This is a genomic window from Pseudomonas sp. 910_23, from assembly GCF_052850795.1.
Genome location: NZ_VXCZ01000001.1, coordinates 37890 through 64339, shown reverse-complemented (window position 1 = coordinate 64339; position 26450 = coordinate 37890). Strand labels below are relative to the sequence as shown.

Here is a 26450-nt window from a genome sequence, read left to right as displayed (position 1 = left end):
CATGCTTGTGCCCTCCCCCTGGCGCGCCGATTTCCCGGCGATCGCCACCCTGCAAAGGCAAGACCAGACCTATCTGGACAGCGCCGCCACCGCCCAAAAACCCCAGGCCCTGCTGGATGCCATCAGCCATTACTACGCCAATGGCGCAGCCAATGTGCACCGCGCCCAGCATTTGCCGGGGGCCCATGCGACCCAAGCCTTTGAGGACAGTCGCAGCAAGGTCGCGCAGTGGTTGAATGCAGGCGACAGCGGGCAGGTCGTATTCACCCACGGCGCAACCTCTGCGCTGAACCTCTTGGCCTATGGCCTTGAGCACCTATTCAATGCGGGCGATGAGATAGCCATCAGCGCCCTGGAACACCACGCCAACCTGTTGCCCTGGCAGCAATTGGCCAAACGGCGTGCGCTGACGCTGGTGGTATTGCCCCTGGACGATGACGGCGTGATCGACCTGCAAGCCGCCGCATCATTGATCGGCCCGCGCACGCGCCTGCTGGCGGTGAGCCAGTTGTCCAACGTGCTGGGCACCTGGCAGCCGCTGGAAGCGCTACTGACGCTGGCCCAGGCAAACGGTGCCCTGACTGTTGTGGATGGCGCCCAAGGCATCGTGCATGGTCGCCACGACGTACAGGCCCTGGGCTGCGATTTCTACGTATTTTCCAGCCACAAGCTCTACGGCCCGGACGGCGTCGGCGTGCTGTTCGGTCGCAACGCTGCCCTGCATCACCTGCGCCACTGGCAGTTTGGCGGCGAGATGGTGCAGCAGGCAGATTATCAAGGCGCCAGCTTCCGCCCTGCTCCACTGGGGTTCGAAGCCGGCACGCCGCCCATTGCCGGCGTGATCGGCCTGGGTGCCACCCTGGATTACCTGAGCTCACTGGATCAGCACGCCGTGACCGCCCATGAAGCGGCACTGCACGACTATTTGCTGCGCGGGCTGAAAGCACGCAATGGCGTGCGCGTACTGGGATCACCGCAAGCAGCGCTGGTGAGCTTTGTGGTGGACGGTGTGCATAACGCCGACCTGGCTCACCTGTTGACCGAGCAAGGCATCGCCGTGCGCGCCGGGCATCACTGTGCAATGCCACTGCTCAAGGCCATGCACTTATCCGGCGCCATTCGAGTGTCCCTGGCGCTGTACAACGACTCCGATGACCTGGAGCGCTTCTTTGAAGCGTTGGACCAGGCGCTGGATATGTTGCGATGAGCTTGCCAGTGGACGCGATGGCTGCGCTGCAGGCATTCCAGGCTGTCGGCGGTTGGGAGCAGCGCGCGCGGATGCTGATGCAATGGGGCGAGCGACTGCCCGCGTTGGCGGATGATGAAAAGGTCGACGCCAACCTGGTGCAAGGCTGTGAAAGCCTGGTGTGGTTGGTGGGGCATTTGCAGGACGGCCATTGGCAGTTTGCTGCCAGCAGCGAGGCGCGAATGATTCGCGGGTTGGTGGCGCTGTTGCTGGCGCGGGTCAATGGGTTGTCGGCTGATGAACTGCAAGCGGTGGATTTGCCGGGTTGGTTTGCCCAACTGGGCCTGTCCCGGCAGCTGTCACCATCGCGCACCAACGGCTTGAATGCAGTCCTGCAACGTATGCGCGAACTAAGCCATACACACAACTGAATGTGGGAGGGGGCTTGCTCCCGATGGCGGCGTATCAGCCACCAGATCTATCAATCTGACACTCCAACTTGATAGCAACCGACGGTAACCACGATGCGAAGCGAGCCGCTCTTGATCTCGATCTTAGGCGCCCCGTTAAACCACGCTGGCCCAAATCCATGGCGGATTGCGGGCACACCGAGCCTAAGCGAGGTGCCGAGTGGTGGGGCAAGAGCCCTTTTGGTTACTTTTGGCTGGGCCGGCATTCCGGGCTCTTTTCCAAAAGTGACCCGCTGTAAAAGCGGAACCAATAGCGGCCGTTACCTAAATAACGGATATGTACTCGGTCTAGTCCAACATCCTGGTCGGCCCTGAGGCCGCCATCGGGAGCAAGCCCCCTCCCACATTTTGAACGGTGTAAAGCTCTGAGACTCAGAGGGGCTTGACCCGTTCCGAAGGTCTGCGCACCCCAGCCACAATCTTGTCCACCGCCTTGGTCGCCGCCACCATCCCGAAGGTAGCCGTGACCATCATCACCGCGCCAAACCCGCCCGCGCAGTCCAACTTTACGCCGTCGCCAACAAAACTCTTCTGCAAACAGATGCTGCCGTCCGGCTTCGGATAGCGCAGCTGCTCGGTGGAAAACACGCAGGGCACACTGTAATGGCGAGTCACTGTGCGCGAGAAACCGTAGTCCCGCCGCAGTGTGGAGCGCACCTTCGAGGCCAGCGGGTCATTGAAGGTGCGGTTCAGGTCGCACACCTGGATCAGCGTCGGGTCAATCTGCCCGCCAGCGCCGCCGGTGGTGATGATCTGGATCTTGCGGCGCTTGCACCAGGCAATCAGCGCCGCCTTGGCGTTGACGGCGTCGATGCAGTCGATCACGCAGTCGATGTTCGGGGTGATGTACTCCGCCATGGTGTCGCGGGTAACGAAGTCCGCGACGGCATGCACCGTGCACGCCGGGTTTATGCCGCGCAGGCGCTCGGCCATCACTTCGACCTTGGGCTTGCCCACGGTGCTGTCCAGGGCGTGCAACTGGCGGTTGCTGTTACTCACGCAGACATCGTCCAGGTCAAACAGCGAAATCTCGCCCACCCCGCAACGGGCGATCGCTTCCGCCGCCCAGGAGCCCACGCCGCCGACGCCGACAATCGCCACGTGGGCCGCTTTCAAGCGTTCCAGCCCTTCGATGCCGTACAAGCGGGCGACGCCTGCAAACCGCGGATCTTCTGTACTCATGATCATTACCCCAAAAACCGGCGCGCATTATGGACTACAGCGCGACAAGTTCGAAGCTTCCAGCTACAAGTAAAGAACTTAGGTGGACTTTCGCAGACTAACGTCCGGCTTTTCTCTGCCTGCTATACGCTCAGGGAAAGGCCGGTGTAGGATGCGCGCCGTTCGGCGTAGGCCGACACCTCTTTTCGTTCCGCACCTTTTGGAACCTGACATAACCATGGCATCGCGTAAATTTGGACTCAACCTGGTGATCGTGCTGGCCATCGCCGCGCTGTTCACCGGTTTCTGGGCGCTGATCAACCGCCCAGTCACCGCTCCCAACTGGCCTGAACAGATCTCCGGGTTTTCCTACTCGCCGTTCCAGCAAGGCCAGTACCCGCAGAAGAATCAGTTTCCGACTGAAGAGCAGATGCGTCAGGACCTTGCGATCATGAGCAAGCTGACGGACAACATCCGTACCTACTCGGTCGATGGCTCCCTGGGCGAAATCCCCAAGCTGGCCGAAGAGTTCGGCCTGCGCGTGACCCTGGGGATCTGGATCAGCCCGGACCTTGAACGCAACGAGCGTGAAATCCAGCGTGCCATCGAGATCGCCAATAACTCGCGCAGTGTCGTGCGCGTGGTGGTCGGCAACGAAGCCTTGTTCCGTGACGAAATCACCCCTGAAGCGCTGATTGTGTTGCTGGACCGCGTGCGCGCTGCCGTGAAAGTGCCGGTGACCACTTCCGAGCAATGGCACATCTGGGAAAAGAACCCGCAACTGGCCAAGCACGTCGACCTGATCGCGGCGCACATCCTGCCGTTCTGGGAGTACATCCCGATGGACAAGGCCGGCCAGTACGTACTCGACCGTGCCAAGGATCTGAAGAAAGCCTTCCCGAAAAAGCCGCTGCTGCTGTCGGAAGTTGGCTGGCCGAGTAACGGCCGTATGCGCGGTGGTAATGAATCGTCGCCGGCTGACCAGGCCATTTACCTGCGCACCCTGGTAAACAAGCTTAACCGCCAGGGTTACAACTACTTCGTGATCGAGGCCTTCGATCAGCCGTGGAAAGTCAGTGACGAAGGCTCGGCAGGTGCTTACTGGGGCGTGTTCAACGCCGCGCGCCAGCAGAAATTCAATTTTGAAGGCCCGGTCGTTGCTATCCCGCAATGGCGGGTGCTGGCCATCGGCTCGGTGGTGCTTGCACTGCTGTCCCTGACCCTGTTGATGATCGACGGCTCGGCGCTGCGCCAGCGGGGCCGGACCTTCCTGACCTTTATTGCGTTTCTGTGCGGGTCGGTACTGGTATGGATCGGCTACGACTACAGCCAGCAATACAGCACCTGGTTCAGCCTGATAGTCGGCGTGTTGCTGGCCCTCGGTGCTCTCGGCGTATTTATCGTGTTGCTGACCGAAGCCCACGAACTGGCGGAAGCGGTATGGACCCACAAGCGCCGGCGTGAATTCCTGCCGGTAGAAGGCGATTCGGACTACCGTCCGAAAGTGTCGATCCACGTGCCGTGCTACAACGAGCCACCGGAGATGGTCAAACAGACCCTCGACGCCCTGGCTGCCCTCGACTATCCGGACTACGAAGTCCTGATCATCGACAACAACACCAAGGACCCGGCGGTATGGGAACCGGTGCGCGACTACTGCGAAACCCTGGGCCCGCGCTTCAAGTTTTTCCACGTCGCACCCCTGGCTGGTTTCAAGGGGGGCGCGTTGAATTATCTGATCCCGCACACCGCCAAGGATGCCGAAGTGATCGCGGTGATCGACTCGGACTACTGCGTGTCACCCAACTGGCTCAAGCACATGGTGCCGCACTTCGCCGATCCGAAAATCGCCGTGGTGCAGTCGCCCCAGGATTACCGCGACCAGAACGAAAGCACCTTCAAGAAGCTCTGCTACGCCGAATACAAAGGCTTCTTCCATATCGGCATGGTTACCCGCAACGACCGTGACGCGATCATCCAGCACGGCACCATGACCATGACCCGTCGCTCGGTGCTTGAGGAACTGGGCTGGGCCGACTGGTGCATCTGTGAAGACGCCGAACTGGGCCTGCGCGTGTTCGAGAAAGGCTTGTCGGCAGCGTACTACCACGACAGCTACGGCAAGGGCCTGATGCCGGATACCTTTATCGACTTCAAGAAACAGCGTTTCCGCTGGGCCTACGGCGCGATCCAAATTATCAAGCGTCACACCGCCAGCCTGATACGTGGCAAAGACACCGAATTGACTCGCGGCCAGCGCTACCACTTCCTCGCGGGCTGGTTGCCGTGGGTAGCGGATGGCATGAACATCTTCTTTACCGTCGGCGCGCTGTTGTGGTCGGCGGCGATGATCATCGTGCCGACACGGGTCGACCCGCCGTTGCTGATTTTCGCAATCCCGCCGTTGGCGTTGTTCGTGTTCAAGGTCGGCAAGATCATCTTCCTCTACCGTCGTGCCGTAGGGGTGAACTTGAAAGATGCGTTCTGCGCGGCCCTGGCCGGGTTGGCGCTGTCCCATACCATCGCCAAGGCGGTGTTGTATGGCTTCTTCACCACCAGCATTCCGTTCTTTCGCACGCCGAAAAACGCGGACAACCATGGCTTCTGGGTAGCGATCTCTGAAGCCCGCGAAGAAATGTTCATCATGCTGCTGCTGTGGGGCGCCGCGCTGGGGATCTACCTGGTGCAGGGCCTGCCAAGCAATGACATTCGCTTCTGGGTCGTGATGTTGCTGGTGCAGTCGCTGCCCTACGTGGCTGCGCTGATCATGGCGTTCTTGTCGTCGCTGCCGAAACCGGCGCCGAAGGCTGAGCCCGCCACGGCTGTGTAAAAACTTGCGCAATGCACTAAACGGCGGCCTCTGGCCGCCGTTTTGCTATAAGATAACGGCCCTTTTGTGAGACTTGGCCTGGCCCAATTCTATGTGGGAGCTGGCTTGCCTGCGATGCAGACGCCGCGGTCTGACAGGCATACCGCAGCGATGCTATCGCAGGCAAGCCAGCTCCCACATTGGAATTGCGTCGCTCCAGGCTCGATATTTCCACATTCGTCCTGCGCCCATCACACGCTTTCCGGAGTTTCCCCATGACGGCCCATGCCGACCTTTCGCCGACCCTTCAACTGGCCATCGACCTGATCCGTCGCCCCTCGGTCACGCCGATCGATGCCGATTGCCAGAAGCTGATGATGCAGCGCCTGGGCGACGCCGGTTTTACGCTTGAACCGATGCGTATCGAAGACGTAGACAATTTCTGGGCCACCCACGGCAAACACGAAGGCCCGGTGCTGTGCTTCGCCGGCCATACCGACGTGGTGCCGACCGGCCCGGTGCAGGCCTGGCAGAACGACCCATTCGACGCCTTGATCGATGAAAACGGCATGCTTTGCGGCCGTGGCGCGGCAGACATGAAAGGCAGCCTGGCGGCGATGCTGGTGGCGGCGGAACGCTTTGTCACCGACTACCCGGACCACAAGGGCTCGGTCGCCTTCCTGATCACCAGCGACGAAGAAGGCCCGGCGCATCACGGCACCAAGGCCGTGATCGAACGCCTGGCTGCACGCAAGGAACGCCTGGACTGGTGCATAGTCGGCGAACCGTCGAGCACCACCCTGGTGGGCGATGTGGTCAAGAACGGCCGTCGTGGCTCCCTCGGTGCCACCTTGACCGTACGCGGCGTACAGGGCCACGTGGCTTACCCGCACCTGGCGAAGAACCCGATCCACCTGGCTGCAGCGGCTCTGGCCGAGTTGGCTGCCGAGCATTGGGATGACGGCAACGCCTTCTTCCCGCCGACCAGCTTCCAGATTTCCAACCTCAATTCCGGCACCGGCGCCACCAACGTGATCCCCGGCGACCTGACGGCGGTGTTCAACTTCCGCTTCTCGACCGAATCCACCGTCGAGGGCCTGCAACAGCGGGTCGCGGCCATCCTGGATAAACATGGCCTGGACTGGCATGTGGATTGGGCGCTGTCGGGCCTGCCGTTCCTCACCGAGCCGGGTGCGCTGCTGGATGCAGTATCTGCCAGTATCAAGGCGATCACCGGGCGTGAGACCAAGGCGTCCACCAGCGGCGGTACTTCCGATGGGCGCTTTATCGCCACGCTGGGCACCCAGGTGGTCGAGCTGGGCCCGGTCAACGCGACCATCCACCAGGTCAACGAACGCATCCTGGCCAGCGACCTCGATGTGCTGACCGAAATCTATTACCAGACCCTGATCAAGTTGCTCGCCTGATGCTTGCCTGCCCCATTTGCAGCGCACCGCTCAACGCGGTGGACAATGGCGTGGCGTGCCCGGTCGGGCACCGTTTCGACCGTGCGCGCCAGGGCTACCTGAACCTGTTGCCGGTGCAGCACAAGAACAGCCGTGACCCGGGCGATAACCTGGCCATGGTCGAGGCACGCCGTGACTTCCTCAACGCCGGGCACTACGCCCCGGTGGCCAAGCGCCTGGCCGAGCTGGCCGCCGAGCGCGCACCGCAGCGCTGGGTCGACATCGGCTGTGGCGAGGGTTACTACACCGCGCAAATCGCCGAGGCGCTGCCCGACGCCGATGGCTATGCCCTGGATATATCCAAGGAGGCGGTCAAGCGCGCGTGCAAACGCAACCCGGCGCTGACCTGGTTGATCGCCAGCATGGCCCGAGTACCCTTGGCCGATGCCAGCTGCCAGTTCCTCGCGAGCGTGTTCAGCCCGTTGGACTGGCAAGAAGCCAAGCGCCTGCTCAGCCCCGGCGGCGGCTTGATGAAGGTCGGCCCGACCAGCGGCCACTTGATGGAACTGCGCGAGCGCCTGTACGACGAAGTGCGCGAGTACACCGATGATAAACACCTGGCCCTGGTGCCGGAGGGCATGAGCCTGGCGCACAGTGAAACCCTTGAGTTCACCCTGAGCCTGGCCGAGCCTGCCGACCGCGCCAACCTGCTGGCCATGACGCCTCATGGCTGGCGGGCCAGTGCCGAGCGCCGCGCCGAAGTGATCGAGGCGGCCGAGCCGCTGCAGGTCACGGTGTCGATGCGCTACGATTATTTCGTGCTTCAATAGCTGACTTTACAAATATCCGCGAATGGATTTTCGAATCCCGCAACGAGGAACATCCATGCGCCAACCCGATATCGAGATTTACCTGAAAGATGCCGACGTCGATCACAAGGCCATCGCCGCCTGGCTGGGCGCCGCCCTGGGCCCTTGCTCCGACTGGGTCCAGAGAGGCCAGACCTACAAGTGCAAGGCCGGCAGCGTGCCGGTTACGTGGCTGCCCAAGGCTGTAGGCAAATGGAACAGCCTGTACCTGGAAAGCGACCAGACCCCGTGGGACGACGACATCGCCTGCGCCCGCGCCGCGTTTGCCGCATTGAATGTTGAAGTGCGCTGCGCACCGGGGACGTGGGTTGAGGAAGAAGGCGAGGAAAGTGCCGATACCTGGATTCGCATCAGCGCAGATGGTGAAGAGCAGATCACCTGGAAAACCGCCTGATCTATAGCTGTTAACCCAATCAAAATGTGGGAGGGGGCTTGCTCCCGATAGCAGTGGGTCAGTCTATATATTTAGTGACTGACACTCTGCAATCGGGAGCAAGCCCCCTCCCACATTGGTTCAGTGCTGAACTTACAAACCGACCACATCCTCGGCCTGCAAGCCCTTCTCGCCCGTGACCACGGCGTATTCCACCTGCTGGCCTTCGGCCAACGAGCGGTGGCCTTCACCGCGAATGGCGCGGTAGTGCACAAACACGTCCTTGCCGTCTTCACGCTGGATAAAGCCGTAGCCCTTTGCATCGTTGAACCACTTCACATTGCCGGTTTCGCGCGTTGCCATCTGTTCACTCCCACTGGTTTTTTATTGTTGAGTCGCACGTATTGAACTGCCGAGTATAAGACAGGCTCAAAAACCATCAACTCAAGTTTACATCGCTGCTTTTTTGCCGATTTTCGGTGAATACGGCACACTACCTGCCCGAGCATCTGCTCGGTTTTTTCCACTTGAAGCAGTTCGCCTATGACCCGCTCCCCGTTCCGCCGTCTGGTGTTTGGCACCTTGCGCCGACTGTTGTACCTCTGGGTTCGCTCGGAGACGATCAACCAGTCGTCCCTCACCCTTAACCTGGACCGCAGCCGGCCGGTTTTCTACGTCCTGCAATCACCCTCCCTCACCGAGTTGGCGGTGGTCGATGCCGAGTGCACCAAGGCCGGCTTGCCGCGCCCGGTGCTGCCAGTGTCGGTAGGCCCATTGATGGAGCCCGCGGCGTTCTTCTATCTCACGCCGGATCCGGATTGGCTCGGCCGCCAGGACAAGCGCGGTGCACCGCCCACCCTGACACGCCTGGTCAATACCCTCACCGAGCACGCCGAAGAGAATGCACAAATCATTCCCGTCAGCGTGTTCTGGGGCCAGTCTCCTGCAAGCGAGTCCAGCCCGTGGAAACTGCTGTTTGCCGACAGTTGGGCGGTGACCGGGCGTCTGCGCCGGTTGCTGAGCATCCTGATCCTGGGGCGCAAGACCCGCGTGCAATTCTCCGCGCCAATCAACCTGCGTGAATTGATCGAGCACAATAAAGGTCACGAACGCACCGTGCGCATGGCCCAGCGCATCCTGCGCGTGCACTTTCGTAACCTGAAGACGGCAGTGATCGGTCCCGACCTGTCTCACCGCCGTAACCTAGTGAAGGGGCTGGTGAATATGCCGCTGGTGCGCCAGGCCATTTTTGATGAAGCCGAACGAGAAAAAATCTCTGCGGAAAAAGCCAAGGCCCTGGCGCTGCGCTACGGCAACGAGATTGCCTCGGACTACACCTACACCGCGATCCGTTTTCTGGAAGTGGTGCTGAGCTGGTTCTGGAACAAGATCTACGACGGTATCAAGGTCAATAACATCGAAGGCGTGCAGAAGGTGGCCCAAGGCTACGAGGTGATCTATGTGCCTTGCCACCGCAGCCACATCGACTACCTGCTGCTGTCGTACCTGCTGTTCAAGAACGGCCTGACCCCGCCGCACATCGCGGCCGGTATCAACCTCAACATGCCAGTGATCGGCAGCCTGCTGCGCCGTGGCGGTGCGTTCTTCATGCGCCGCACCTTCAAGGGCAACCCGCTGTACACCTCGGTGTTCAATGAATACCTGCACACCCTGTTCACCAAGGGGTTCCCGGTGGAGTACTTCGTCGAAGGCGGCCGCTCGCGCACGGGGCGCATGCTGCAACCGAAAACCGGGATGCTGGCGATTACCCTGCGCAGCTTCCTGCGCTCCTCGCGTATGCCGATCGTGTTCGTGCCGGTGTATATCGGCTATGAACGCGTGCTCGAAGGCCGCACCTACCTCGGCGAATTGCGTGGCGCGAGCAAGAAGAAAGAGTCGATCTTCGATATTTTCAAAGTGGTCGGCGCCCTCAAGCAGCGCTTCGGCCAGGTCGCGGTCAACTTCGGTGAGCCGATCAAGCTGGCCGAATTTCTCGACGCCGAGCAACCGGACTGGCGCGCCCAGGAACTGGGCCCGAACTACAAGCCGGCGTGGCTCAACGAAACCACCAACCGCCTTGGCGAGCAGGTGGCGCGGCACTTGAACGAAGCCGCGGCGATCAACCCGGTGAACCTGGTGGCCCTGGCCCTGCTGTCGACCACACGCCTGGCCCTGGATGAACAAGCCATGGCGCGCCAGCTCGACCTGTACCTGGCGCTGCTGCGTCGCGTTCCCTACTCGCCCCACACGACCTTGCCGGAGGGCGATGGCCTGGCGCTGATCAAGCACGTCAAGGACATGAAGCTGCTGTCGGAACAAAGCGACGCCTTGGGCAAGATTGTCTACCTGGACGAACAGAACGCCGTCCTGATGACCTACTACCGCAACAACGTGCTGCATATCTTCGCCCTGCCGGCGTTGCTGGCGAGCTTCTTCCAGAGCAGCTCGCGGATGAGCCGCGAACAGATCCTGCGCTACACCCGTGCGCTCTACCCGTACCTGCAATCGGAGCTGTTTATCCGCTGGTCGCTGGAAGAGTTGGACACCGTGGTCGACCAGTGGCTGGACGCGTTTGTCGAACAAGGCCTGCTGCGCTTCGAAAACGCTGTGTACCTGCGCCCGGCGCCGAGTTCGCGACAATTTGTGCTGTTGACGCTGTTGTCCAAGAGCATCGCCCAGACCCTGCAACGGTTCTACATGGCGATATCGCTGCTGCTCAACAGCGGCCAGAACAGCATCAGCGCCGAAGAACTGGAAGACCTGTGCACGATCATGGCCCAGCGCCTATCAATCCTGCACGGTCTCAACGCCCCGGAATTCTTCGACAAGAGTCTTTTCCGACATTTTATTCAGACGTTGCTGGAGCAAGATGTGCTGCGTCGCGATGAAGCCGGCAAGCTGGGCTATCACGACCTGCTCGGCGAACTGGCTGAAGGCGCCGCCAAACGCGTGCTGCCGGCCGATATTCGCCTGTCGATCCGCCAAGTGGCCTTGCACCGCGTAGATGGCGCAGCCGAAGCGCTGGCGCAAGCAGAAGCGGTCACACCTGAACAAAGCCGTTAGATTGACTGAGGCGCCGGGCGGATTCCGGCGCCGTTGAAAAGGAGCTGCACCATGAAAAAGATCATTCTCCTGGGCCTGACCGCCCTGCTCGGAGCCTGCCAATCAATGACCCCAACCCCAAAAGCCAGCCTCGACGGCGAAGTGTTCTATCTGCAACGTATTGCCCTGCCGCCTGCTGCCACCTTGAGCGTCAGCCTGCAAGATGTGTCCCTCATGGACGCCCCGGCCGTGACCCTCGCCGAACAGAAAGGCCCGGTCAAAGGCCAGGTGCCTCTGCCGTTTCACCTGAGCTATGACCCGGCCCAGGTCAAGCCAGGCCATACTTACTCGGTCAGCGCTCGCATCGAACTGGAGGGCAAGCTACTGTTCATCACTACAGAGCGGCACGCCGTGCAACTCAATGGCCAGGATCCACAGCCGCTGCGCCTGCGGGTTGATGCGGTCGCACACTGATCAATTCACGTCATAAGGAAGCGCCCATGCTCCGCAAATCTCTTCGCCTCACTGCCCTGTGTGCCGGCTTGCTGTTCGGTGCCAACGCCATGGCCCTCGACCTTGGCAGCCTGTCCCAGGGCGATGCCAGCGGCGGCCTGAAGGATGCCTTGACCCAAGGTGCGCAGATTGCCGTCAAACAACTGGGCAAGCCCGGTGGTTTCAGCAACAACCCGGAAGTAAAAATCGGCCTGCCAGGCAAGCTCGGCAAAGTCGCCGACAAGCTGAAAATGTTCGGCATGGGTGACCAGGTCACACAGCTGGAAACCAGCATGAACGCAGCGGCTGAAACCGCCGTGACCCAGGCCCAGCCGATTCTGGTCAATGCGGTGAAAAACATGAGCGTGACCGACGCCAAGGGCATTCTCAGCGGTGGTCAGGACTCTGCCACCCAATACCTGAACAAAAGCAGCCGAGAGGAAATCCGCGCCAAGTTCCTGCCCATCGTCAAGGCCGCTACCGACAAGGTCGGCGTGGCTCAGCAGTACAACGCCCTGGCCGGCAAGGCCGCGGCCTTCGGCGCCGTGGATGCCAAGAGCGCCAACGTCGAAAACTACGTGACCGAGCAAGCGCTGGATGGTTTGTTCAAGATGATTGCGCAGCAGGAAGAGACGATTCGCAAGAATCCGGCGGCGGCTGCCACCAGTTTGGCAAAGAAGGTGTTTGGAGCGCTGTAACCCCGCACTACGACCCTACTGCGCCAAGGCCGCTGGTAACGGGCCTTGGCGCAGTTGTTTCAGGTCAAGCCTGTCACGGGTTTAACGAAACAGCGGATACAAAGGTCTGCTGGGTGATTGATACCCGTTGACCGGTTGTTGATGCAGGTATGACGGGTTGTGATATCTGGTGGGTTGGGCATAGCTAAAATGCGGGCGGTGGTAATGACCTGAACTGCCATGATGAGGTCTATACGGTTGGGTAACCGCGAAATCATTTCGCGGCGCATGATTACCCAGCAAGGCCCCGAGAAAAGCCCCTTTGAAAGCCGCAATCGCATTAAAGAACGACATGTAAAACTCCATGAACTCAATGAAAAGGCCTGGCCGCCACATGGCAGTGCCAAGTCCTCTGCCTGTCCGTCAGGCATTGCCTGAGTGGAGTTACAAGGGCAAGCGTTCCATCTGAGCGACTGCGTGTTTGCATCGGTATGTAAATACTGCCCGGTGGGAATCAGGGGATGGCCAGGCACCGGCCTGGCAGAGAAACCCGAAAAAAACACATGTACGGGAAACAGCAAACACCTCGCTACGCTACCTCCTTCCTGACTCTGAACCACGCCGCGTACAACGCCGGCAAAAACAACAGCGTCAACGCCGTCGCCACAATCAACCCGCCCATGATCGCCACAGCCATGGGCCCGAAAAACACGCTGCGCGACAGTGGGATCATCGCCAGCACCGCCGCCAGGGCCGTCAGCACAATCGGACGAAAGCGTCGCACGGTCGCTTCGATAATCGCCTGCCACGGCGCCAGTCCGGCCTTGATGTCCTGCTCGATCTGGTCCACCAGAATGACCGAGTTACGCATGATCATTCCCGACAACGCGATCGTGCCAAGCATGGCGACGAAGCCAAAGGGTTGGCGGAATACCAGCAGGAACAAGGTCACACCGATCAGGCCCAGGGGGGCAGTCAGAAAAACCATCGCCGTGCGTGAGAAACTGCGCAATTGCAGCATCAGCAAAGTCAGCACCACCACGATGAACAGCGGCACGCCGGCCTTCACCGAGTTTTGCCCGCGAGCAGAGTCTTCGACGGTGCCACCCACTTCCAACAGGTAACCGTCCGGCAGTTCGGCACGCACACCTGTGAGCGTCGGCAGGATCTGCTGCACCAAGGTCGCCGGTTGTTCCTTGCCGTAGATATCGGCACGCACGGTCACGGTCGGCAGGCGGTTGCGGTGCCAGATGATGCCTTCTTCGAAACCGTATTCGAGGGTGGCGATCTGCGACAGCGCCACGCTTTTACCATTGTCAGTGGGTACGGCAAGGCTCGGCAGCAGCGACAGCTCGGTGCGTTCGTGGACGGTACCGCGCAGGAGGATCTCGATCAATTCGTTGTCCTCCCGGTATTGGCTGACGCTGGAACCGGTCAGGGAACTCTGCAGGAATTTCGACAGGTTGGCAGTACTCACGCCAAGGGCGCGCGCCCGGTCCTGGTCGATATTCAGATACACGATTTTGCTCGGCTCTTCCCAGTCCAGATGCACGTTAACCACGTGGGTGTTTTCGCGCACCTTGGCCGCCACTTTGCGGGCCAGGGCGCGGACCTCTTCGATGTGTTCGCCGGTCACGCGAAACTGCACCGGATAGCCCACGGGCGGGCCATTCTCCAGGCGAGTGACCCGCGAGCGCAGCTCGGGGAACTGCTCGTTGAGCGTTTCAATCAGCCAGGTGCGCAGGCTTTCACGCTCCTCGATGGTGTTGGCCAACACCACGAACTGCGCGAAGCTGGCGGCCGGCAGTTGCTGGTCCAGCGGCAGGTAGAACCGCGGCGAGCCGGTGCCCACGTAGGCCACATAGTTTTCGATACCCGCGTGCGCCTTGAGCAATACCTCCAGACGCTTGACCTGCTCGGCGGTGTTGCTCAGGGAGGCGCCTTCGGCCAGTTTCAGGTCGACCATCAGTTCCAGGCGCCCGGAAGCAGGGAAGAACTGCTGCGGTACAAAGCGGAACAACGCGACCGAGCCGATAAACAACAGCAGGGTCAACACGATGACCGTCTTGCGCCGACGTATACACCACTCCACCAAACGTCTTACACGCTGGTAGAAAGGCGTGCCGTAGGGATCCGGGCCGTCGGTGCCGTGCTTGGCCGCGTGAATTTTCGCCAGGTCCGGCAGCAGCTTTTCCCCGAGATACGGTACAAACACCACGGCAGCCACCCAGGAGGCCAATAAGGCAATGGTCACCACTTGGAAGATCGAGCGAGTGTATTCACCGGTGCTCGACTGCGCAGTGGCAATCGGCAAAAAGCCCGCCGCCGTGATCAAGGTACCGGTGAGCATGGGGAATGCTGTGCTGGTCCAGGCGAAGCTCGCAGCCTTGAGCCGGTCGTAGCCCTGCTCCATTTTGATCGCCATCATTTCCACAGCGATGATCGCGTCATCCACCAGCAAACCCAGGGCCAGCACCAGAGCGCCAAGGGAAATCTTGTGCAGGCCGATGCCCAGGTAATACATGCTGGCAAATGTCATCGCCAGTACCAGCGGGATCGCCAGGGCGACCACCATGCCGGTGCGCACACCGAGGGAGAAAAAACTCACCAGCAATACAATAGCCAATGCCTCGGCGAGCACCTGGACGAATTCGCCGACGCTGGTCTTCACCGCTGCCGGTTGGTCGGACACCTTGCGCAGCTCCATGCCCGCAGGAAGGTTCTTTTGCAGGCGTGCGAATTCATTCTCAAGAGCTTTGCCCAGTACCAGAATATCCCCACCGTCGCGCATGGCCACGGCCAGGCCGATGGCGTCCGCGCCCATATAACGCATGCGCGGTGCCGGTGGGTCGTTGAAGCCCCGATGGATATCGGCCACGTCGCCGATACGAAAGGTGCGATCGCCCACTCGAATCGGGAAGTCGCGAATCTGCTCCACGGTTTTGAAGTTGCCAGACACGCGCAACTGCACACGCTCGCTCGGGGTTTCAAAAAAGCCGGCGGTCGATACGGCATTTTGTTCCTGCAACGCCTGCTGTACTGCGGCCAACGGCAAACCCAGGGTGGCAAGCTTGAGGTTGGACAGTTCGATCCAGATCTTCTCGTCCTGCAGGCCAAGCAACTCGACCTTGCCCACGTCCGGCACCCGTTGCAGCTGAATCTGGATGCGGTCGGCGTAGTCCTTGAGCACCGCATAGTCAAAACCATCGCCGGTCAGGGCGTAGATATTGCCGAAGGTGGTACCGAACTCGTCGTTGAAAAATGGCCCCTGGATATCCGGTGGCAAGGTTTGGCGGATGTCGCTGATTTTCTTGCGCACCTGGTACCACAACTCAGGAATTTGCGCCGAACGCATCGAGTCGCGGGCGATGAAAGTGACCTGGGATTCGCCAGGGCGCGAGAAAGACACAATGCGCTCGTACTCACCGGTCTCCATCAATTTTTTCTCGATGCGTTCGGTAACTTGGCGCGACACCTCCTGGGCCGTGGCGCCGGGCCAGTTGGTCTTGATCACCATGGCCTTGAAGGTAAAGGGCGGGTCCTCGCTTTGCCCCAGCTTGGTGTAGGACAAGGTGCCGACCACGGCCAGCAGGATCATCAAAAACAGTACGATCTGGCGATTACGCAGCGCCCATTCGGAAAGATTGAAACCCATCGGGATTACTCCTTGGCCGCCAGATTCACGACACGGTTGGAGCGATCCACAGGGCGCACTTGCTGGCCCTCATGCAGCACATGCACGCCTGCGGCAACCACCCAGTCGGTGGGAGCCAAGCCTTCGAGCACCGGCACATTTTTTTCACCGAACGCACCAATGCGCACCGTCGTACGCTCAAGGGTGTTGTCCGGCTTTACCCGCCAGACGAAGGACGCGCCGTTCTCTGCGCTGAGGGCAGACAGCGGTACCGAGAGCGCAATGACGCCGTCGGTTTGTATGAATACGCGCGCGCTCTGGCCCAGTTCGGCAGGGACTTTACCGCCGGTGAAGGCTACACGGGCGGCGAAGGTGCGGGATTTCGGGTCGGCTGCGGGTGACAGTTCACGGATGCGTCCGGCGAAGCGCTGTTCGGGCTGGCTCCACAACTCTACCGACACCGGCTGGCCGACCTTGAAGCGGCCGAAGCCTTGCTCGGGCAGGCTGATCAGCACTTCGCGCTCACCATCGGTGGCCAGGGTGAACACGGTCTGCCCCGCCGAGACCACTTGGCCGACTTCGACAGCACGCTTGGCGACCACGCCGTCCTGGGGCGCGCGCAGCACAGCATATCCGGCCTGGTTGCTCGACACGTCGAACTCGGCCTTGATCTGCTTCAGGCGCGCTTCACCTGCTCGGTAGAGGTTTTCGGCGTTGTCGTACTGCGAGCGGCTGACCATCTGACGGTCCATCAGGGTCTTGTAGCGATCGCGCTCAGCGCGCACCAGGTTCAGATTGGCCTCAGCGCCGGCCACTTGGGCACGGCTGGCTTCCAGTTGCAGGCGCACATCCTGGGGGTCAAGTTCAGCCAGTGGCTGGTTGGCCTTGACCCGCTCGCCCTCTTCCACCAGCCGCTTGCTGACTTTGCCGCCGATGCGAAAGGCCAGGTCCGGCTCATAACGGGCACGTACTTCACCGGGGTAGCTGTCCATTGCCTGTGCCGAGGGCTGCGGCTGCACCACCATGGCGGGGCGGACGGTGGCCTGGGTCGCTTCTTCATGGCCGCAGGCGGCCAATAAAAAGACCAGGCTGACAGGCAAAGCAAGGGGCAGGAACGCGCTGCGCATGCTGAAGGACCTTTCGCAAATGGAGCTTGGAATAATTATACTGGCCGGTATGTTATTAATACCAAACTCGCCAGTCCAGTATTAAAGGTGAAAATGTCCGACAATCCTGTGAACACCGCCAGCCCCGGGCGTCCCAAGGACATGGCAAAACGCCAGGCAATCCTCGAAGCCGCGAAATCCCTGTTCCTGGGCAATGGCTACGCGAACACCAGCATGGATGCCGTCGCGCTTGCGGCGGGCGTCTCGAAACTCACCGTCTACAGCCACTTCACCGATAAAGAGACGTTGTTCACCGCGGCGGTGGTGGCCAAATGTGAAGAGCAATTGCCGGTAATGTATTTCGAGCTACCCGAAGGCATGCCCGTAGAGACGGTATTGCTGAACATCGCACGGGGCTTTCATCGGCTGATCAACAGCGAGGAGTCCGTGAACCTGCATCGCCTGATGATGACCACCGGCAATCAGGACGTGAAGCTCTCGCGGATCTTCTTCGAAGCCGGCCCCATGCGCATGTTGCAAGGCATGGAGCGCCTGCTCGGCAAGATCGACCAGAGCGGTGCCTTACACATCGACAACCCCTTCAAAGCGGCGGAGCACTTCTTTTGCCTGCTCAAGGGCACGGCGAACTTTCGCCTGTTGTACGGCTGCGGCGGGCAACTGAGCGCAGAAGAGGCAGAAGAGCATGTGCAGGACGTGGTGAAGTTGTTTATGCGGGCCTATCGCAGCCCGGTCTCGACAACAGCGTAGGGTGCAGCAACCGACCCTAAACACGATGCGAAGCGAGCCGCTCTTGATCTTGATCTGCTTTTGATCTTGATCTTAAGCGCCCCGTTAAACCACGCTGGCCGGAATTCGACAGGGATTTGGGGGGTAAACCGGCAGGGATGCCGGTTTAGCCGCCCCGCGCCATGGATGGCGCGTGGCGGCGGCCCCCAAAATCCATGGCGGATTACGGGCACACCGAGCCTAAGCGAGGTGCCGAGTGGTGGGGCAAGAGCCTTTTGGTTACTTTGGGGCTCTTTTCCAAAGTGACCCGCTGTAAAAGCGGAACCAATAGCGGCCGTCACCTGAATAACGGATATGTACTCGGTCTAATCCAACATCCTGGTCGGCCCTGAGGCCGCCATCGGGAGCAAGCCCCCTCCCACATTTGGATCTCGCAGCATCACGAATATGAGTGCTGTTGCTTGCAGCTTATGGCTTGAGCGCTTTCTTGGGATAAATATCGTAGCGGCTGGACTTGCCATCCAACGCATGACTCGGCTTGGGCCCGTCAATGCACGGCGCCTTGCGCGGGCGCTTGACCACCACACGGTGGCTGGCCAAAGCCAGGGCGGCAGCGAGCAAGGCCGGTGCATCCGGATCATCGCCCACCAACGGTCGAAACAGGCGCATTTCCTTCTTCACCAGGGCGGTTTTCTCACGGTGTGGAAACATCGGGTCCAGGTAGATCACCTGGGGCGGCTCGCCCTCCCAATTGAGCATCACATCGATGGAGTTGCCCTTGAGCAGCTTCATGCGCGCCACAATCGGTGCCACTTCAAAATCCTGCGCAGCGCGTGCCAGGCCGTCTTCGAGCAAGGCACCGATCAACGGCTGGCGTTCGATCAGGCTCATCTCGCACCCCAGGCTGGCCAATACGAACGCGTCCTTGCCCAACCCGGCCGTGGCGTCCAGCACCTTGGGCCGTACGCCCTGGGCGATGCCCACGGCCTTGGCGATCATTTGCCCACTGCCACCGCCATATAAACGCCGATGCGCCGCGCCGCCTTCGACAAAGTCGACCCGCACCGGCCCCGGCGCATCGGGCCCAAGCTGCTGCAATTGCAGGCCCTGCTCGCCCACTTGCAGGGAAAAATCCGCATCCGCCACCTGTAAAGGCAAGCCCAGCAGCGAAGCCCACTGCTCGGCGCAGGCCTGGAAACTGTCGGCCAACGCCTCGACCTGGATGCGGCTGGCCGCTGGTTGTTCGTTCATCAATCGCTACGCTCAAAAATATTAAGGATCGGCAAACAGCGGCCGATAAAAACAGCAGTCAGGTATTTTGCCAGAGCTGAGCGTCGACCGAGAAAAATGTCAGACATTCTTCCCCTAACCATCGGTGTACTGCCGACCCACAACCACTACGGCCTGCGCAATACTCAAGCGCTGGCCGGGGTGAGTCATGTGTGGCAGGACTTCTTCGCCCGGGCGCTGGCCGAACAGCTCGGTGAAGCGCCGCAGGCACTGGCCGCCAAGGCGCCTGCACCTGCCGACCCTTCGGTCGAACCCGGCGAAGGCGCCGACATGCTCTCGCAGATCCTCACCCAGCGTGAGTGTGACGTGAAAGACACCGAGATCGCCCCGCCTGAGCCGCTGTTCCTGCCGATTGCCGAATTCGAAACCGAGTTGCTGCCACCGGCGCCGATACCCTTCCCGGAAGAAGAACTCGTCGCCCAGCAGCGCCAGCAAGATTTCGACAGCGGTTGGGTCCGCCCGATTGTGCTGAACGCCGGCCAACCACTACCAGAGCCCGGCCCGGCCCCCGAGCCACGCACACTGCACTTGCCGATTGCCGAGTTCGAACTGGACCTGTTGCCACCGGCTGCCGAGCCATACCCCGAAGAAGAATTGATGGCGCAACAGAAGGCGCTGGATTTCGACTACTACTGGGCGCGCCCACTGGTGACCCACAACCTGCGCCTGGCCGCTTAAGCCTCAGCGACACACCCACCATCGCCCCATATCCAGGTGAAAATGGTTGCGGTGAGCAGCGTTGTAATCCGGGCTCAGCACCACGTTGAAATCATCACAGGCACCATCGCGCACCAAGCGCAGGAAACGCGCACTGTCGCCCTCCCCCGGCCAATCCTTCAACACGCTGATGCTGCGCCCGTCCACCAGACGAAAACCAGCGATATCCAAGGCATTGGCCGAGGCATGTTGGCTCAGGCGCCCGTCGGCACGGTTGTAAACATTACGGCAGGCAAAGCTGCCCAAATGCTCGACCCGACTCACCGCCTGGCCGAACACTGCCTGGGCCGCCGGTTGCAGGCTGTGACGCTCGAACAACGCGAACGCCACAGCCAGGGGGCAACTGGCCAGAAAGCTGCTGCTCAGAGCCACCTCAGCGCCCTGCACACGCAGGACATTGCGCAACGGGCACGCCGCATCGGCAGCGGTATCCGCCTGACGGCTGACCCGCAGGCCGGAGGTTTTCAAGACTTGGTCACACAGCGCCGGATCATCCTGCAAACGGCTGAGCTTGTAGCGCGTGAGCAGGTTGGGACTGGCGCGCACATCCAGGGGTGCCCAGGGGTTCCACTCAGCCGGCATCGGCACCCAGCCACGCCAGACGCCCAGCGCGAAAGCGCCCGCCAGCAGCAACAGCAGGCCCAGCAGTTTTATCGAACCCACGGCTCAATCCTTGAAAAATCGGATGTCTAGGGGGCGTTCTCAATTAGTTTCCCCGCCGGGGAAACTAATTGAGAACGCCCCCTAGAGTAACCCCAGTTGCTGCGCAACGGGCTCTCGATGCAGGGTGGGCAGCGGCGGCAGGCCGGGCAGGCGCGCCATCAGCTGTGCATGAAAGCGCAACGCCAGTTGTGCCGCGAGGCGGTTGTCCGAGGTGTGCAGGAATATGTACGGCGTGCGTCCCTCTTCGATCCAACTGGCGATCTTTTCCACCCATGGGATCAGGAACGGGTCATTGGCCTCCAGCTCCGGATGCCCGATGAAGCGTACCTGGGGAAACTGGGTCAGCGCCGCCGGTCGCGGTGGCACCTTGGGCTTTTTGGATTGGGCGTGCAGCACTGCCGCCGAGGTTGACGTACAACTGAACAGGGCGCGAGGGTCGAGGCAGATGCGCTCGACGCCACGATCGCGCAACAGGCGGTTGAGCATACGCTCGGCGTCTCCCTTGGCGAAGAACTGCTCGTGCCGGACTTCCACGGCCAATGGACGATCAATGCCATCGAGGAAACCGGCCAGTTCGGCCAGGCGCTGCGGGGTGAACCCTTTTGAGAGCTGCAGCCACAGCGGTGAAACGCGCTCACCCAAAGGGCTCATCAAACTGACAAAACTCTCTGCCGCAGGCAATTGCTCGCGCAAGTCACCCGCATGGCTGATATCCCCTGGGAATTTGGCGGTGAAGCGAAAGTCAGCCGGCATGATCTCGGCCCAGCGCTGCACGGTAGCGGCCGAAGGTCGAGCATAAAACGTGGTATTGCCTTCAACCGCATTGAAGACTTGAGAATAGAGCCCGAGGTAATCGCTGGAACGCGCCTCCACCGGGTACAGGTACTCACGCCAGGCGTTTTCACTCCAGGACGGGCAACCAATGTAATAAGGCAAACCCATCAGATATGAATGTCGAGACCCAGCACTTCCATATCCCATTCGACAAAGCCGGCGGTGGTCAGGTAACTGGCCAGGGCGGTGGCAACGCTTTTGCTCATGGAGCGGGGGAAGACCATGTCTTGCTGGCGGGCAGGAACGCCGCTGATACGTGCGCTCCCGGCCCCCTTGGCGCTGGAGGGCGAATCAGCGTGGACTTCAATGAAGTCCGGCGAATCCTCCACGGACTCGTCTACCGTCACGTTCGCCTTGCGTGGCTTACGTTTGAGAGGGTAGGACTGTGAGGAGAAGCCGTCTATACGCATACATGCAGACTCGGTATCAATGATGGCAATTTAGCGGCACTTTCCGTAGTGCGCAAATGCTCTGGTGATAACTAGAACACATAATTTGTAAAAGGTTTAAAAACCGCGGCAAATTCTGACGATTGGCGAAATTTGCCACCGAATGCCCACATTTTTGGCGTCAAATAATCCCGCGCTCGGCCTTTGTCTGCGCCACTTTGTCGCGCAGGTAAACCGGTGCCGCTTGATCCGCCGGGATCGCCTCGCCGCGTTCGAATGCAAAACGTGCCAACGCCAGCAGATCTTCGGCATGAGGCAACATCGCAGCGTCCTGCCCTACCAAATGCACGTCGATGCGTTCGCCATAACCCCAGCCGGTGCCGGCACCGAACCACTCACCGCTGGCATCAGCCGGCAACCCTGCCGCTTCTGGCGGCTGCACTGCCTCCACGCCCACCAGACGCATTTCACCGGCAGTTTCGCGGTAGCAGCCCCAATAGACTTCATCCATCCGCGCATCAATCGCCGCGGCCACTTGCGTGGCGCCGTGTTCGCGCAGTGCGCGCTGGGCCAGCACGGCAAGGTTGGACACCGGTAACACCGGACGCTCCAACGCAAACGCCAGGCCCTGCACCACGCCAATGGCAATGCGCACACCAGTAAAGGCACCGGGGCCGCGACCAAAGGCGATGGCATCCACGGCAGCCAGGGTGATACCGGCGTCTTCGAGCAACTGCTTGATCATCGGCAGCAACTTCTGCGCGTGCAGGCGCGGGATCACCTCGTAGTGGCTCGTTACCTTGCCATCGTGCAGCAAGGCAACGGAGCAAGCTTCAGTCGCGGTGTCCAGGGCCAGCAGGGTGCTCATCGGTGTGGGTGTCCAAATCGGGAAAAAAGTGCGCCAGTATAAACAACAACGGCCCGCAAGCGGGCCGTTGTACGCAAAGCTGATGGCGGGATCAGCTCAGTGCTTGCATCACCTTGGCGGTAATGGCTTCTACCGAACCCACGCCAGGGATATGGCTGTACTTCGGCTTGCCTTGGGCCGCGGACAACTTCTGGTAGAAGTCCACCAGTGGCTTGGTCTGGGAGTGATAGACCGACAAGCGATGACGCACGGTTTCTTCGGTGTCGTCTTTACGCTGCACCAGGTCTTCACCGGTGACATCGTCCTTGCCTGCCACTTTTGGCGGGTTGTAGACGATGTGGTAAACGCGACCCGAGCCTTCGTGAACGCGGCGACCGGCAATACGCTGGACGATTTCTTCGTCTTCTACGGCGATTTCAACCACCGCATCCAACTCAACACCCGCCTTCACCAAGGCTTCAGCCTGGGGAATGGTGCGAGGGAAACCGTCGAACAGGAAGCCGTTCTTGCAATCTTCCTGGCTGATGCGTTCCTTGACCAGGTTGATGATCAGATCATCGGAGACCAGGCCGCCGCTGTCCATCACGCTCTTGGCGATCAGGCCCAGCTCGGTGCCGGCTTTGACAGCAGCACGCAGCATGTCGCCGGTGGAGATTTGTGGAATGCCGAATTTTTCAGTGATGAACTTTGCCTGAGTACCTTTACCGGCCCCGGGAGCTCCCAGCAGAATGACGCGCATCGATGTGCTCCTCAATTTTTTATAGAGATGACGCTCGGATTCGCCGCGTGGGGCCAATCTCGTAAAAATATGGGTCCAGGCCGATCAAACGGCCAAAGGCTGATCAAGATACACAGCGGGCCCTCACCATACAAGCCGCCAAAAGTAGGAGAAACCCGCACCCGGCATACGTCAGCGACAGGGTGTGCCTGAGCGCAACCCGCCTCCTCAAACAACGACCGCCCTTTTCAGGGCGGTCGTCGTGGTTGATCCGCAAGCCGTTGAGAACACGCAAGAAACCTCAACCGGTGTTGCGCAAACCGGCGGCAATACCGGCCACGGACACCAGCAGCGCCTGTTCCAGAGGGCTGTCTTGCGCCGCCTCTTGCCGACGGGACCGCGCCAGCAACTCGGCCTGCAACAGGTGCAACGGGTCGAGGTAGGTGTTGCGCAGGCGGATGAACTCCAAGGTGTCAGGGCTATGGGCCAGCAACTGCGACTGGCCGGTCAAGCCAAGCACCACATTACAGGCCTGCGACAATAGGTCGCGTAAATGCGCACCCAATGGCAGTAGGTCTGGCTGCACCAGGCGCTCGTCATAAAGACGGGCGATATCGGCATCGGCCTTGGCCAGCACCATTTCCAGCATGTCGATGCGCGTGCGGAAAAACGGCCACTGTTCACGCATCTGCGCCAGCAACTCACCTTCCCCCCGCTCCAGCGCCTTGCTCAATGCCGCCTCCCAGCCGAGCCAGGCAGGCAGCATCAGGCGCGTCTGGGTCCAGCCGAAGATCCACGGGATCGCGCGCAAGCTTTCAATCCCACCTGCGCGACGCTTGGCCGGGCGGCTGCCCAGGGGCAAACGGCCCAACTCCTGCTCCGGCGTGGACTGGCGAAAATACTCGACGAACTGCGGATTTTCCCGCACCACGGCGCGGTAAGCGCTGACACCGTCTGCCGCCAATTCGTCCATCAAGTGACGCCAGGCAGGCTCCGGTGGTGGCGGCGGCAGCAGTGTCGCTTCCAGCACGGCGGCCAGGTAGAGGTTGAGGTTCTGCTCGGCGATATCCGGCAAGCCGAATTTGAAGCGGATCATCTCGCCTTGTTCCGTGGTGCGGAAACGCCCTGCCACCGAGCCCGGCGGCTGCGACAGGATCGCCGCGTGGGCCGGGCCGCCGCCACGACCAACGGTGCCACCACGACCATGGAACAACAGCAGTTCCACCTGCTGTTCGCGGCAGATATCGACCAGACGCTCCTGCGCCCGGTATTGCGCCCAGGCGGCGGCGGTAGTGCCTGCGTCCTTGGCCGAGTCGGAGTAGCCGATCATCACTTCCTGAGGCCCCTGCAACCGCGCGCGATAACCCGGCAGTTGCAACAGCCGCTCCATCACCGGCCCGGCGTTATCCAGGTCAGCCAGCGTTTCGAACAACGGCACCACACGCATCGGTCGTTGTACGCCCGACTCTTTCAACAGCAACTGCACCGCCAGCACATCCGAGGCGGCACCCGCCATGGAGATAACATACGAGCCCAATGAGGCAGCCGGTGCGGCGGCGATTTCCTTGCAGGTATTGAGCACCTCGGCGGTGTCTGCCGAAGCTTTGAAATACCCCGGCAGCAACGGCCGACGACTGGCCAGTTCCTGGGTCAGGAAGCTGATGCGTGCGTCTTCGTCCCAATCCTCATAACGCCCAAGGCCCAGGTAGTCAGTGATTTCAGTCATGGCCGCCGAGTGACGGCTGGAGTCCTGACGCACATCCAGGCGCACCAGGAACAGCCCGAAGGTCACCGCACGGCGCAAGCAGTCGAGCAGCGGCCCATCGGCGATCACGCCCATACCGCATTCATGCAGGGACTGGTAGCACAACTCCAGCGGGTCCAGCAGGTCGCGGTTGTTCTGCAACACTTCGGCAGGCGCCGGGGTGCTGGCCGTCAACGAAGCGTGGGCCCAATGGCGCGTGGCGCGCAGGCGTTCGCGCAGTTGCTTGAGCAAGGCGCGATAGGGTTCGACGCTGTCGCCGACCTTGGCTTGCAACGCCGGGCTGGCCTGTTGCATCGACAGCTCGGAGGCCAGCTGATCGATGTCGCGCAAGTACAAGTCCGCTGCCATCCAGCGCGCCAACAGCAGCACCTCGCGGGTAACCGGCGCGGTGACATTGGGGTTGCCGTCACGGTCGCCGCCCATCCACGAGGCAAAGCGAATCGGCGCAGCCTCCAGGGGCAGGCGCAAGCCGGTAGCAGCGTGCAGGGCCTGGTCAGCCTTGCGCAGGTAATTGGGAATGGCGTGCCACAGCGAATGTTCGATCACCGCAAAGCCCCACTTGGCTTCGTCCACCGGGGTGGGCCGGATGCGGCGAATTTCTTCGGTGTGCCAGGCTTCGGCGATCAGCCGTTGCAAGCGTTCGCGGATCTGCTCGCGTTCGGCGTTGGTAAGGTCACGGTGGTCCTGGAGGGCCAGTTGCGCGGCGATGGCATCGTATTTCTGGATCAGGGTACGGCGAGCCACTTCGGTGGGGTGGGCGGTGAGCACCAGTTCGATCTCCAACCGTGCCAACTGCCGGGCCAGGGATTCATGGCTGTGCCCTTCGCTTTTCAGGCGCGCCAGCAACTCCGGCAACACCCGGGACTCAAAAGGCGCTGGTTGCGATTCATCGCGCCGATGAATCAGTTGATATTGTTCGGCAATGTTGGCCAGGTTGAGGAACTGGTTAAAGGCCCGGGCAACAGGCAGCAACTCGTCCTCTTGCAACTGATTCAAGCTGGCACTCAGTTCGTCGCCGGCCGCCTTGTCCGAGACTGCGCCGCGGCGGTCAGCCTTGGCGCCTTTGCGGATTTGCTCGATCTTGTCGAGAAAGTCATCGCCGTACTGCTCTCGAATGGTGTTGCCCAACAGTTCACCCAGCAGGTGAACATCCTCACGCAAGCGTGCATCGATATCACTCATCAGCCAATCTCCAGCCAGAAATCCGGGACGCGCAGGTGTTCCAGAGTGCCGT

23 protein-coding genes are annotated in these 26450 nt (G+C 60.9%); 11 read left to right on the top strand and 12 right to left on the bottom strand.

The window, feature by feature from the left end; translation table 11 throughout:
• Position 1 precedes the first annotated feature (1 nt).
• Together FW800_RS00295 and FW800_RS00290 are read left to right on the top strand one after the other, a co-directional pair.
• The gene (locus FW800_RS00295) at positions 2–1207 is read left to right on the top strand and encodes an aminotransferase class V-fold PLP-dependent enzyme (protein ID WP_228309425.1); all 1206 of its coding nucleotides are present in this window, start codon (positions 2–4) and stop codon (positions 1205–1207) included.
• Positions 1204–1617, top strand: a complete 414-nt coding sequence (locus FW800_RS00290; protein WP_103733446.1) for a SufE family protein — start codon at positions 1204–1206, stop codon at positions 1615–1617. Before FW800_RS00295 ends, FW800_RS00290 begins: the two co-directional genes overlap by 4 nt.
• 411 nt (positions 1618–2028) lie before the next feature.
• Here FW800_RS00290 and tcdA read toward each other — a convergent pair whose 3' ends face one another.
• On the bottom strand, positions 2029–2838 hold the full coding sequence (gene tcdA / locus FW800_RS00285; protein ID WP_005785557.1) for a tRNA cyclic N6-threonylcarbamoyladenosine(37) synthase TcdA: 810 nt from the start codon (positions 2836–2838) through the stop codon (positions 2029–2031).
• 217 nt (positions 2839–3055) lie between these two features.
• On the opposite strand from tcdA, the gene FW800_RS00280 reads away from it, so the two are divergent.
• From FW800_RS00280 to FW800_RS00265, 4 genes are all read left to right on the top strand, one after another.
• Positions 3056–5647, top strand: a complete 2592-nt coding sequence (locus FW800_RS00280) for a glycosyltransferase (protein WP_005785555.1) — start codon at positions 3056–3058, stop codon at positions 5645–5647.
• Between the two features lie 254 nt (positions 5648–5901).
• Positions 5902–7053, top strand: a complete 1152-nt coding sequence (gene dapE, locus FW800_RS00275; protein ID WP_446436751.1) for a succinyl-diaminopimelate desuccinylase — start codon at positions 5902–5904, stop codon at positions 7051–7053.
• Positions 7053–7862 (top strand): putative RNA methyltransferase, encoded by an 810-nt coding sequence (locus FW800_RS00270; RefSeq protein WP_032877462.1) that lies wholly within the window; start codon positions 7053–7055, stop codon positions 7860–7862. The genes dapE and FW800_RS00270 overlap by 1 nt, the downstream gene beginning before the upstream one ends.
• 55 nt (positions 7863–7917) lie before the next feature.
• The gene (locus FW800_RS00265) at positions 7918–8295 is read left to right on the top strand and encodes a hypothetical protein (protein ID WP_005785549.1); all 378 of its coding nucleotides are present in this window, start codon (positions 7918–7920) and stop codon (positions 8293–8295) included.
• 132 nt (positions 8296–8427) lie between these two features.
• Here the strand turns inward: FW800_RS00265 and FW800_RS00260 are convergent, their stop codons facing one another.
• Positions 8428–8637 (bottom strand): cold-shock protein, encoded by a 210-nt coding sequence (locus tag FW800_RS00260; RefSeq protein WP_003219353.1) that lies wholly within the window; start codon positions 8635–8637, stop codon positions 8428–8430.
• 180 nt (positions 8638–8817) lie between these two features.
• Here FW800_RS00260 and plsB point away from each other — a divergent pair, with 180 nt between their 5' ends.
• From plsB to FW800_RS00245, 3 genes are read left to right on the top strand one after another with little or no spacing between them, the layout of a single operon-like run.
• Positions 8818–11337 (top strand): glycerol-3-phosphate 1-O-acyltransferase PlsB, encoded by a 2520-nt coding sequence (gene plsB, locus FW800_RS00255; RefSeq protein ID WP_032877465.1) that lies wholly within the window; start codon positions 8818–8820, stop codon positions 11335–11337.
• A 51-nt stretch (positions 11338–11388) separates the two neighbouring features.
• A complete protein-coding gene (locus FW800_RS00250; protein ID WP_216090831.1) occupies positions 11389–11790 on the top strand; it encodes a YbaY family lipoprotein in 402 nt (133 codons plus the stop codon).
• A 26-nt stretch (positions 11791–11816) separates the two neighbouring features.
• Complete coding sequence (locus FW800_RS00245) at positions 11817–12506, top strand: DUF4197 domain-containing protein (protein ID WP_005785540.1); 690 nt, start codon at positions 11817–11819, stop codon at positions 12504–12506.
• Positions 12507–12587: 81 nt separating this feature from the next.
• Here the strand turns inward: FW800_RS00245 and FW800_RS00240 are convergent, their stop codons facing one another.
• From FW800_RS00240 to FW800_RS00230, 3 genes are all read right to left on the bottom strand, one after another.
• Positions 12588–12839 carry a hypothetical protein gene (locus tag FW800_RS00240; protein ID WP_143508414.1) on the bottom strand — a complete coding sequence of 84 codons (252 nt, stop codon included), beginning with the start codon at positions 12837–12839 and terminating at the stop codon, positions 12588–12590.
• 235 nt (positions 12840–13074) lie between these two features.
• Positions 13075–16140 (bottom strand): efflux RND transporter permease subunit, encoded by a 3066-nt coding sequence (locus FW800_RS00235; protein WP_223017665.1) that lies wholly within the window; start codon positions 16138–16140, stop codon positions 13075–13077.
• Positions 16141–16145: 5 nt separating this feature from the next.
• Entirely contained in the window at positions 16146–17246 is a 1101-nt protein-coding gene (locus FW800_RS00230) for an efflux RND transporter periplasmic adaptor subunit (protein ID WP_032877470.1), read from the bottom strand.
• Between the two features lie 93 nt (positions 17247–17339).
• Here FW800_RS00230 and FW800_RS00225 point away from each other — a divergent pair, with 93 nt between their 5' ends.
• On the top strand, positions 17340–17993 hold the full coding sequence (locus FW800_RS00225) for a TetR/AcrR family transcriptional regulator (RefSeq protein WP_032877471.1): 654 nt from the start codon (positions 17340–17342) through the stop codon (positions 17991–17993).
• 447 nt (positions 17994–18440) lie between these two features.
• Here FW800_RS00225 and FW800_RS00220 read toward each other — a convergent pair whose 3' ends face one another.
• Positions 18441–19223, bottom strand: coding sequence for a class I SAM-dependent methyltransferase (locus FW800_RS00220; RefSeq protein WP_032877472.1), 783 nt, complete (start codon positions 19221–19223; stop codon positions 18441–18443).
• Between the two features lie 96 nt (positions 19224–19319).
• On the opposite strand from FW800_RS00220, the gene FW800_RS00215 reads away from it, so the two are divergent.
• Complete coding sequence (locus FW800_RS00215) at positions 19320–19940, top strand: energy transducer TonB (RefSeq protein ID WP_216090829.1); 621 nt, start codon at positions 19320–19322, stop codon at positions 19938–19940.
• Positions 19941–19943: 3 nt separating this feature from the next.
• Here FW800_RS00215 and FW800_RS00210 read toward each other — a convergent pair whose 3' ends face one another.
• From FW800_RS00210 to ppc, 6 genes are all read right to left on the bottom strand, one after another.
• Positions 19944–20642, bottom strand: coding sequence for an extensin-like domain-containing protein (locus FW800_RS00210; protein ID WP_446436750.1), 699 nt, complete (start codon positions 20640–20642; stop codon positions 19944–19946).
• Positions 20643–20723: 81 nt separating this feature from the next.
• On the bottom strand, positions 20724–21584 hold the full coding sequence (locus tag FW800_RS00205) for a DUF72 domain-containing protein (RefSeq protein WP_078820457.1): 861 nt from the start codon (positions 21582–21584) through the stop codon (positions 20724–20726).
• The gene (locus FW800_RS00200; RefSeq protein WP_032877477.1) at positions 21584–21886 is read right to left on the bottom strand and encodes a hypothetical protein; all 303 of its coding nucleotides are present in this window, start codon (positions 21884–21886) and stop codon (positions 21584–21586) included. The genes FW800_RS00205 and FW800_RS00200 overlap by 1 nt, the downstream gene beginning before the upstream one ends.
• Positions 21887–22046: 160 nt before the next feature.
• Positions 22047–22733, bottom strand: a complete 687-nt coding sequence (tsaB, locus tag FW800_RS00195) for a tRNA (adenosine(37)-N6)-threonylcarbamoyltransferase complex dimerization subunit type 1 TsaB (RefSeq protein ID WP_446436749.1) — start codon at positions 22731–22733, stop codon at positions 22047–22049.
• Positions 22734–22824: 91 nt separating this feature from the next.
• A complete protein-coding gene (adk, locus tag FW800_RS00190; RefSeq protein WP_005785523.1) occupies positions 22825–23472 on the bottom strand; it encodes an adenylate kinase in 648 nt (215 codons plus the stop codon).
• Between the two features lie 280 nt (positions 23473–23752).
• Positions 23753–26398 carry a phosphoenolpyruvate carboxylase gene (ppc, locus tag FW800_RS00185; RefSeq protein ID WP_446436748.1) on the bottom strand — a complete coding sequence of 882 codons (2646 nt, stop codon included), beginning with the start codon at positions 26396–26398 and terminating at the stop codon, positions 23753–23755.
• Positions 26399–26450: the final 52 nt, after the last annotated feature.

Coding starts and splice junctions, on each gene's coding strand:
- FW800_RS00250 (WP_216090831.1), top strand. CDS start 11,389: ATGAAAAAGATCATTCTCCTGGGCCTGACCGCCCTGCTCGGAGCCTGC.
- FW800_RS00245 (WP_005785540.1), top strand. CDS start 11,817: ATGCTCCGCAAATCTCTTCGCCTCACTGCCCTGTGTGCCGGCTTGCTG.
- adk (WP_005785523.1), bottom strand. CDS start 23,472: ATGCGCGTCATTCTGCTGGGAGCTCCCGGGGCCGGTAAAGGTACTCAG.
- FW800_RS00290 (WP_103733446.1), top strand. CDS start 1,204: ATGAGCTTGCCAGTGGACGCGATGGCTGCGCTGCAGGCATTCCAGGCT.
- plsB (WP_032877465.1), top strand. CDS start 8,818: ATGACCCGCTCCCCGTTCCGCCGTCTGGTGTTTGGCACCTTGCGCCGA.
- FW800_RS00265 (WP_005785549.1), top strand. CDS start 7,918: ATGCGCCAACCCGATATCGAGATTTACCTGAAAGATGCCGACGTCGAT.
- tsaB (WP_446436749.1), bottom strand. CDS start 22,733: ATGAGCACCCTGCTGGCCCTGGACACCGCGACTGAAGCTTGCTCCGTT.
- FW800_RS00295 (WP_228309425.1), top strand. CDS start 2: ATGCTTGTGCCCTCCCCCTGGCGCGCCGATTTCCCGGCGATCGCCACC.
- FW800_RS00280 (WP_005785555.1), top strand. CDS start 3,056: ATGGCATCGCGTAAATTTGGACTCAACCTGGTGATCGTGCTGGCCATC.
- FW800_RS00200 (WP_032877477.1), bottom strand. CDS start 21,886: ATGCGTATAGACGGCTTCTCCTCACAGTCCTACCCTCTCAAACGTAAG.
- FW800_RS00215 (WP_216090829.1), top strand. CDS start 19,320: ATGTCAGACATTCTTCCCCTAACCATCGGTGTACTGCCGACCCACAAC.
- FW800_RS00205 (WP_078820457.1), bottom strand. CDS start 21,584: ATGGGTTTGCCTTATTACATTGGTTGCCCGTCCTGGAGTGAAAACGCC.
- ppc (WP_446436748.1), bottom strand. CDS start 26,398: ATGAGTGATATCGATGCACGCTTGCGTGAGGATGTTCACCTGCTGGGT.
- dapE (WP_446436751.1), top strand. CDS start 5,902: ATGACGGCCCATGCCGACCTTTCGCCGACCCTTCAACTGGCCATCGAC.
- FW800_RS00225 (WP_032877471.1), top strand. CDS start 17,340: ATGTCCGACAATCCTGTGAACACCGCCAGCCCCGGGCGTCCCAAGGAC.
- FW800_RS00240 (WP_143508414.1), bottom strand. CDS start 12,839: ATGTCGTTCTTTAATGCGATTGCGGCTTTCAAAGGGGCTTTTCTCGGG.
- tcdA (WP_005785557.1), bottom strand. CDS start 2,838: ATGAGTACAGAAGATCCGCGGTTTGCAGGCGTCGCCCGCTTGTACGGC.
- FW800_RS00230 (WP_032877470.1), bottom strand. CDS start 17,246: ATGCGCAGCGCGTTCCTGCCCCTTGCTTTGCCTGTCAGCCTGGTCTTT.
- FW800_RS00260 (WP_003219353.1), bottom strand. CDS start 8,637: ATGGCAACGCGCGAAACCGGCAATGTGAAGTGGTTCAACGATGCAAAG.
- FW800_RS00235 (WP_223017665.1), bottom strand. CDS start 16,140: ATGGGTTTCAATCTTTCCGAATGGGCGCTGCGTAATCGCCAGATCGTA.
- FW800_RS00270 (WP_032877462.1), top strand. CDS start 7,053: ATGCTTGCCTGCCCCATTTGCAGCGCACCGCTCAACGCGGTGGACAAT.
- FW800_RS00220 (WP_032877472.1), bottom strand. CDS start 19,223: ATGAACGAACAACCAGCGGCCAGCCGCATCCAGGTCGAGGCGTTGGCC.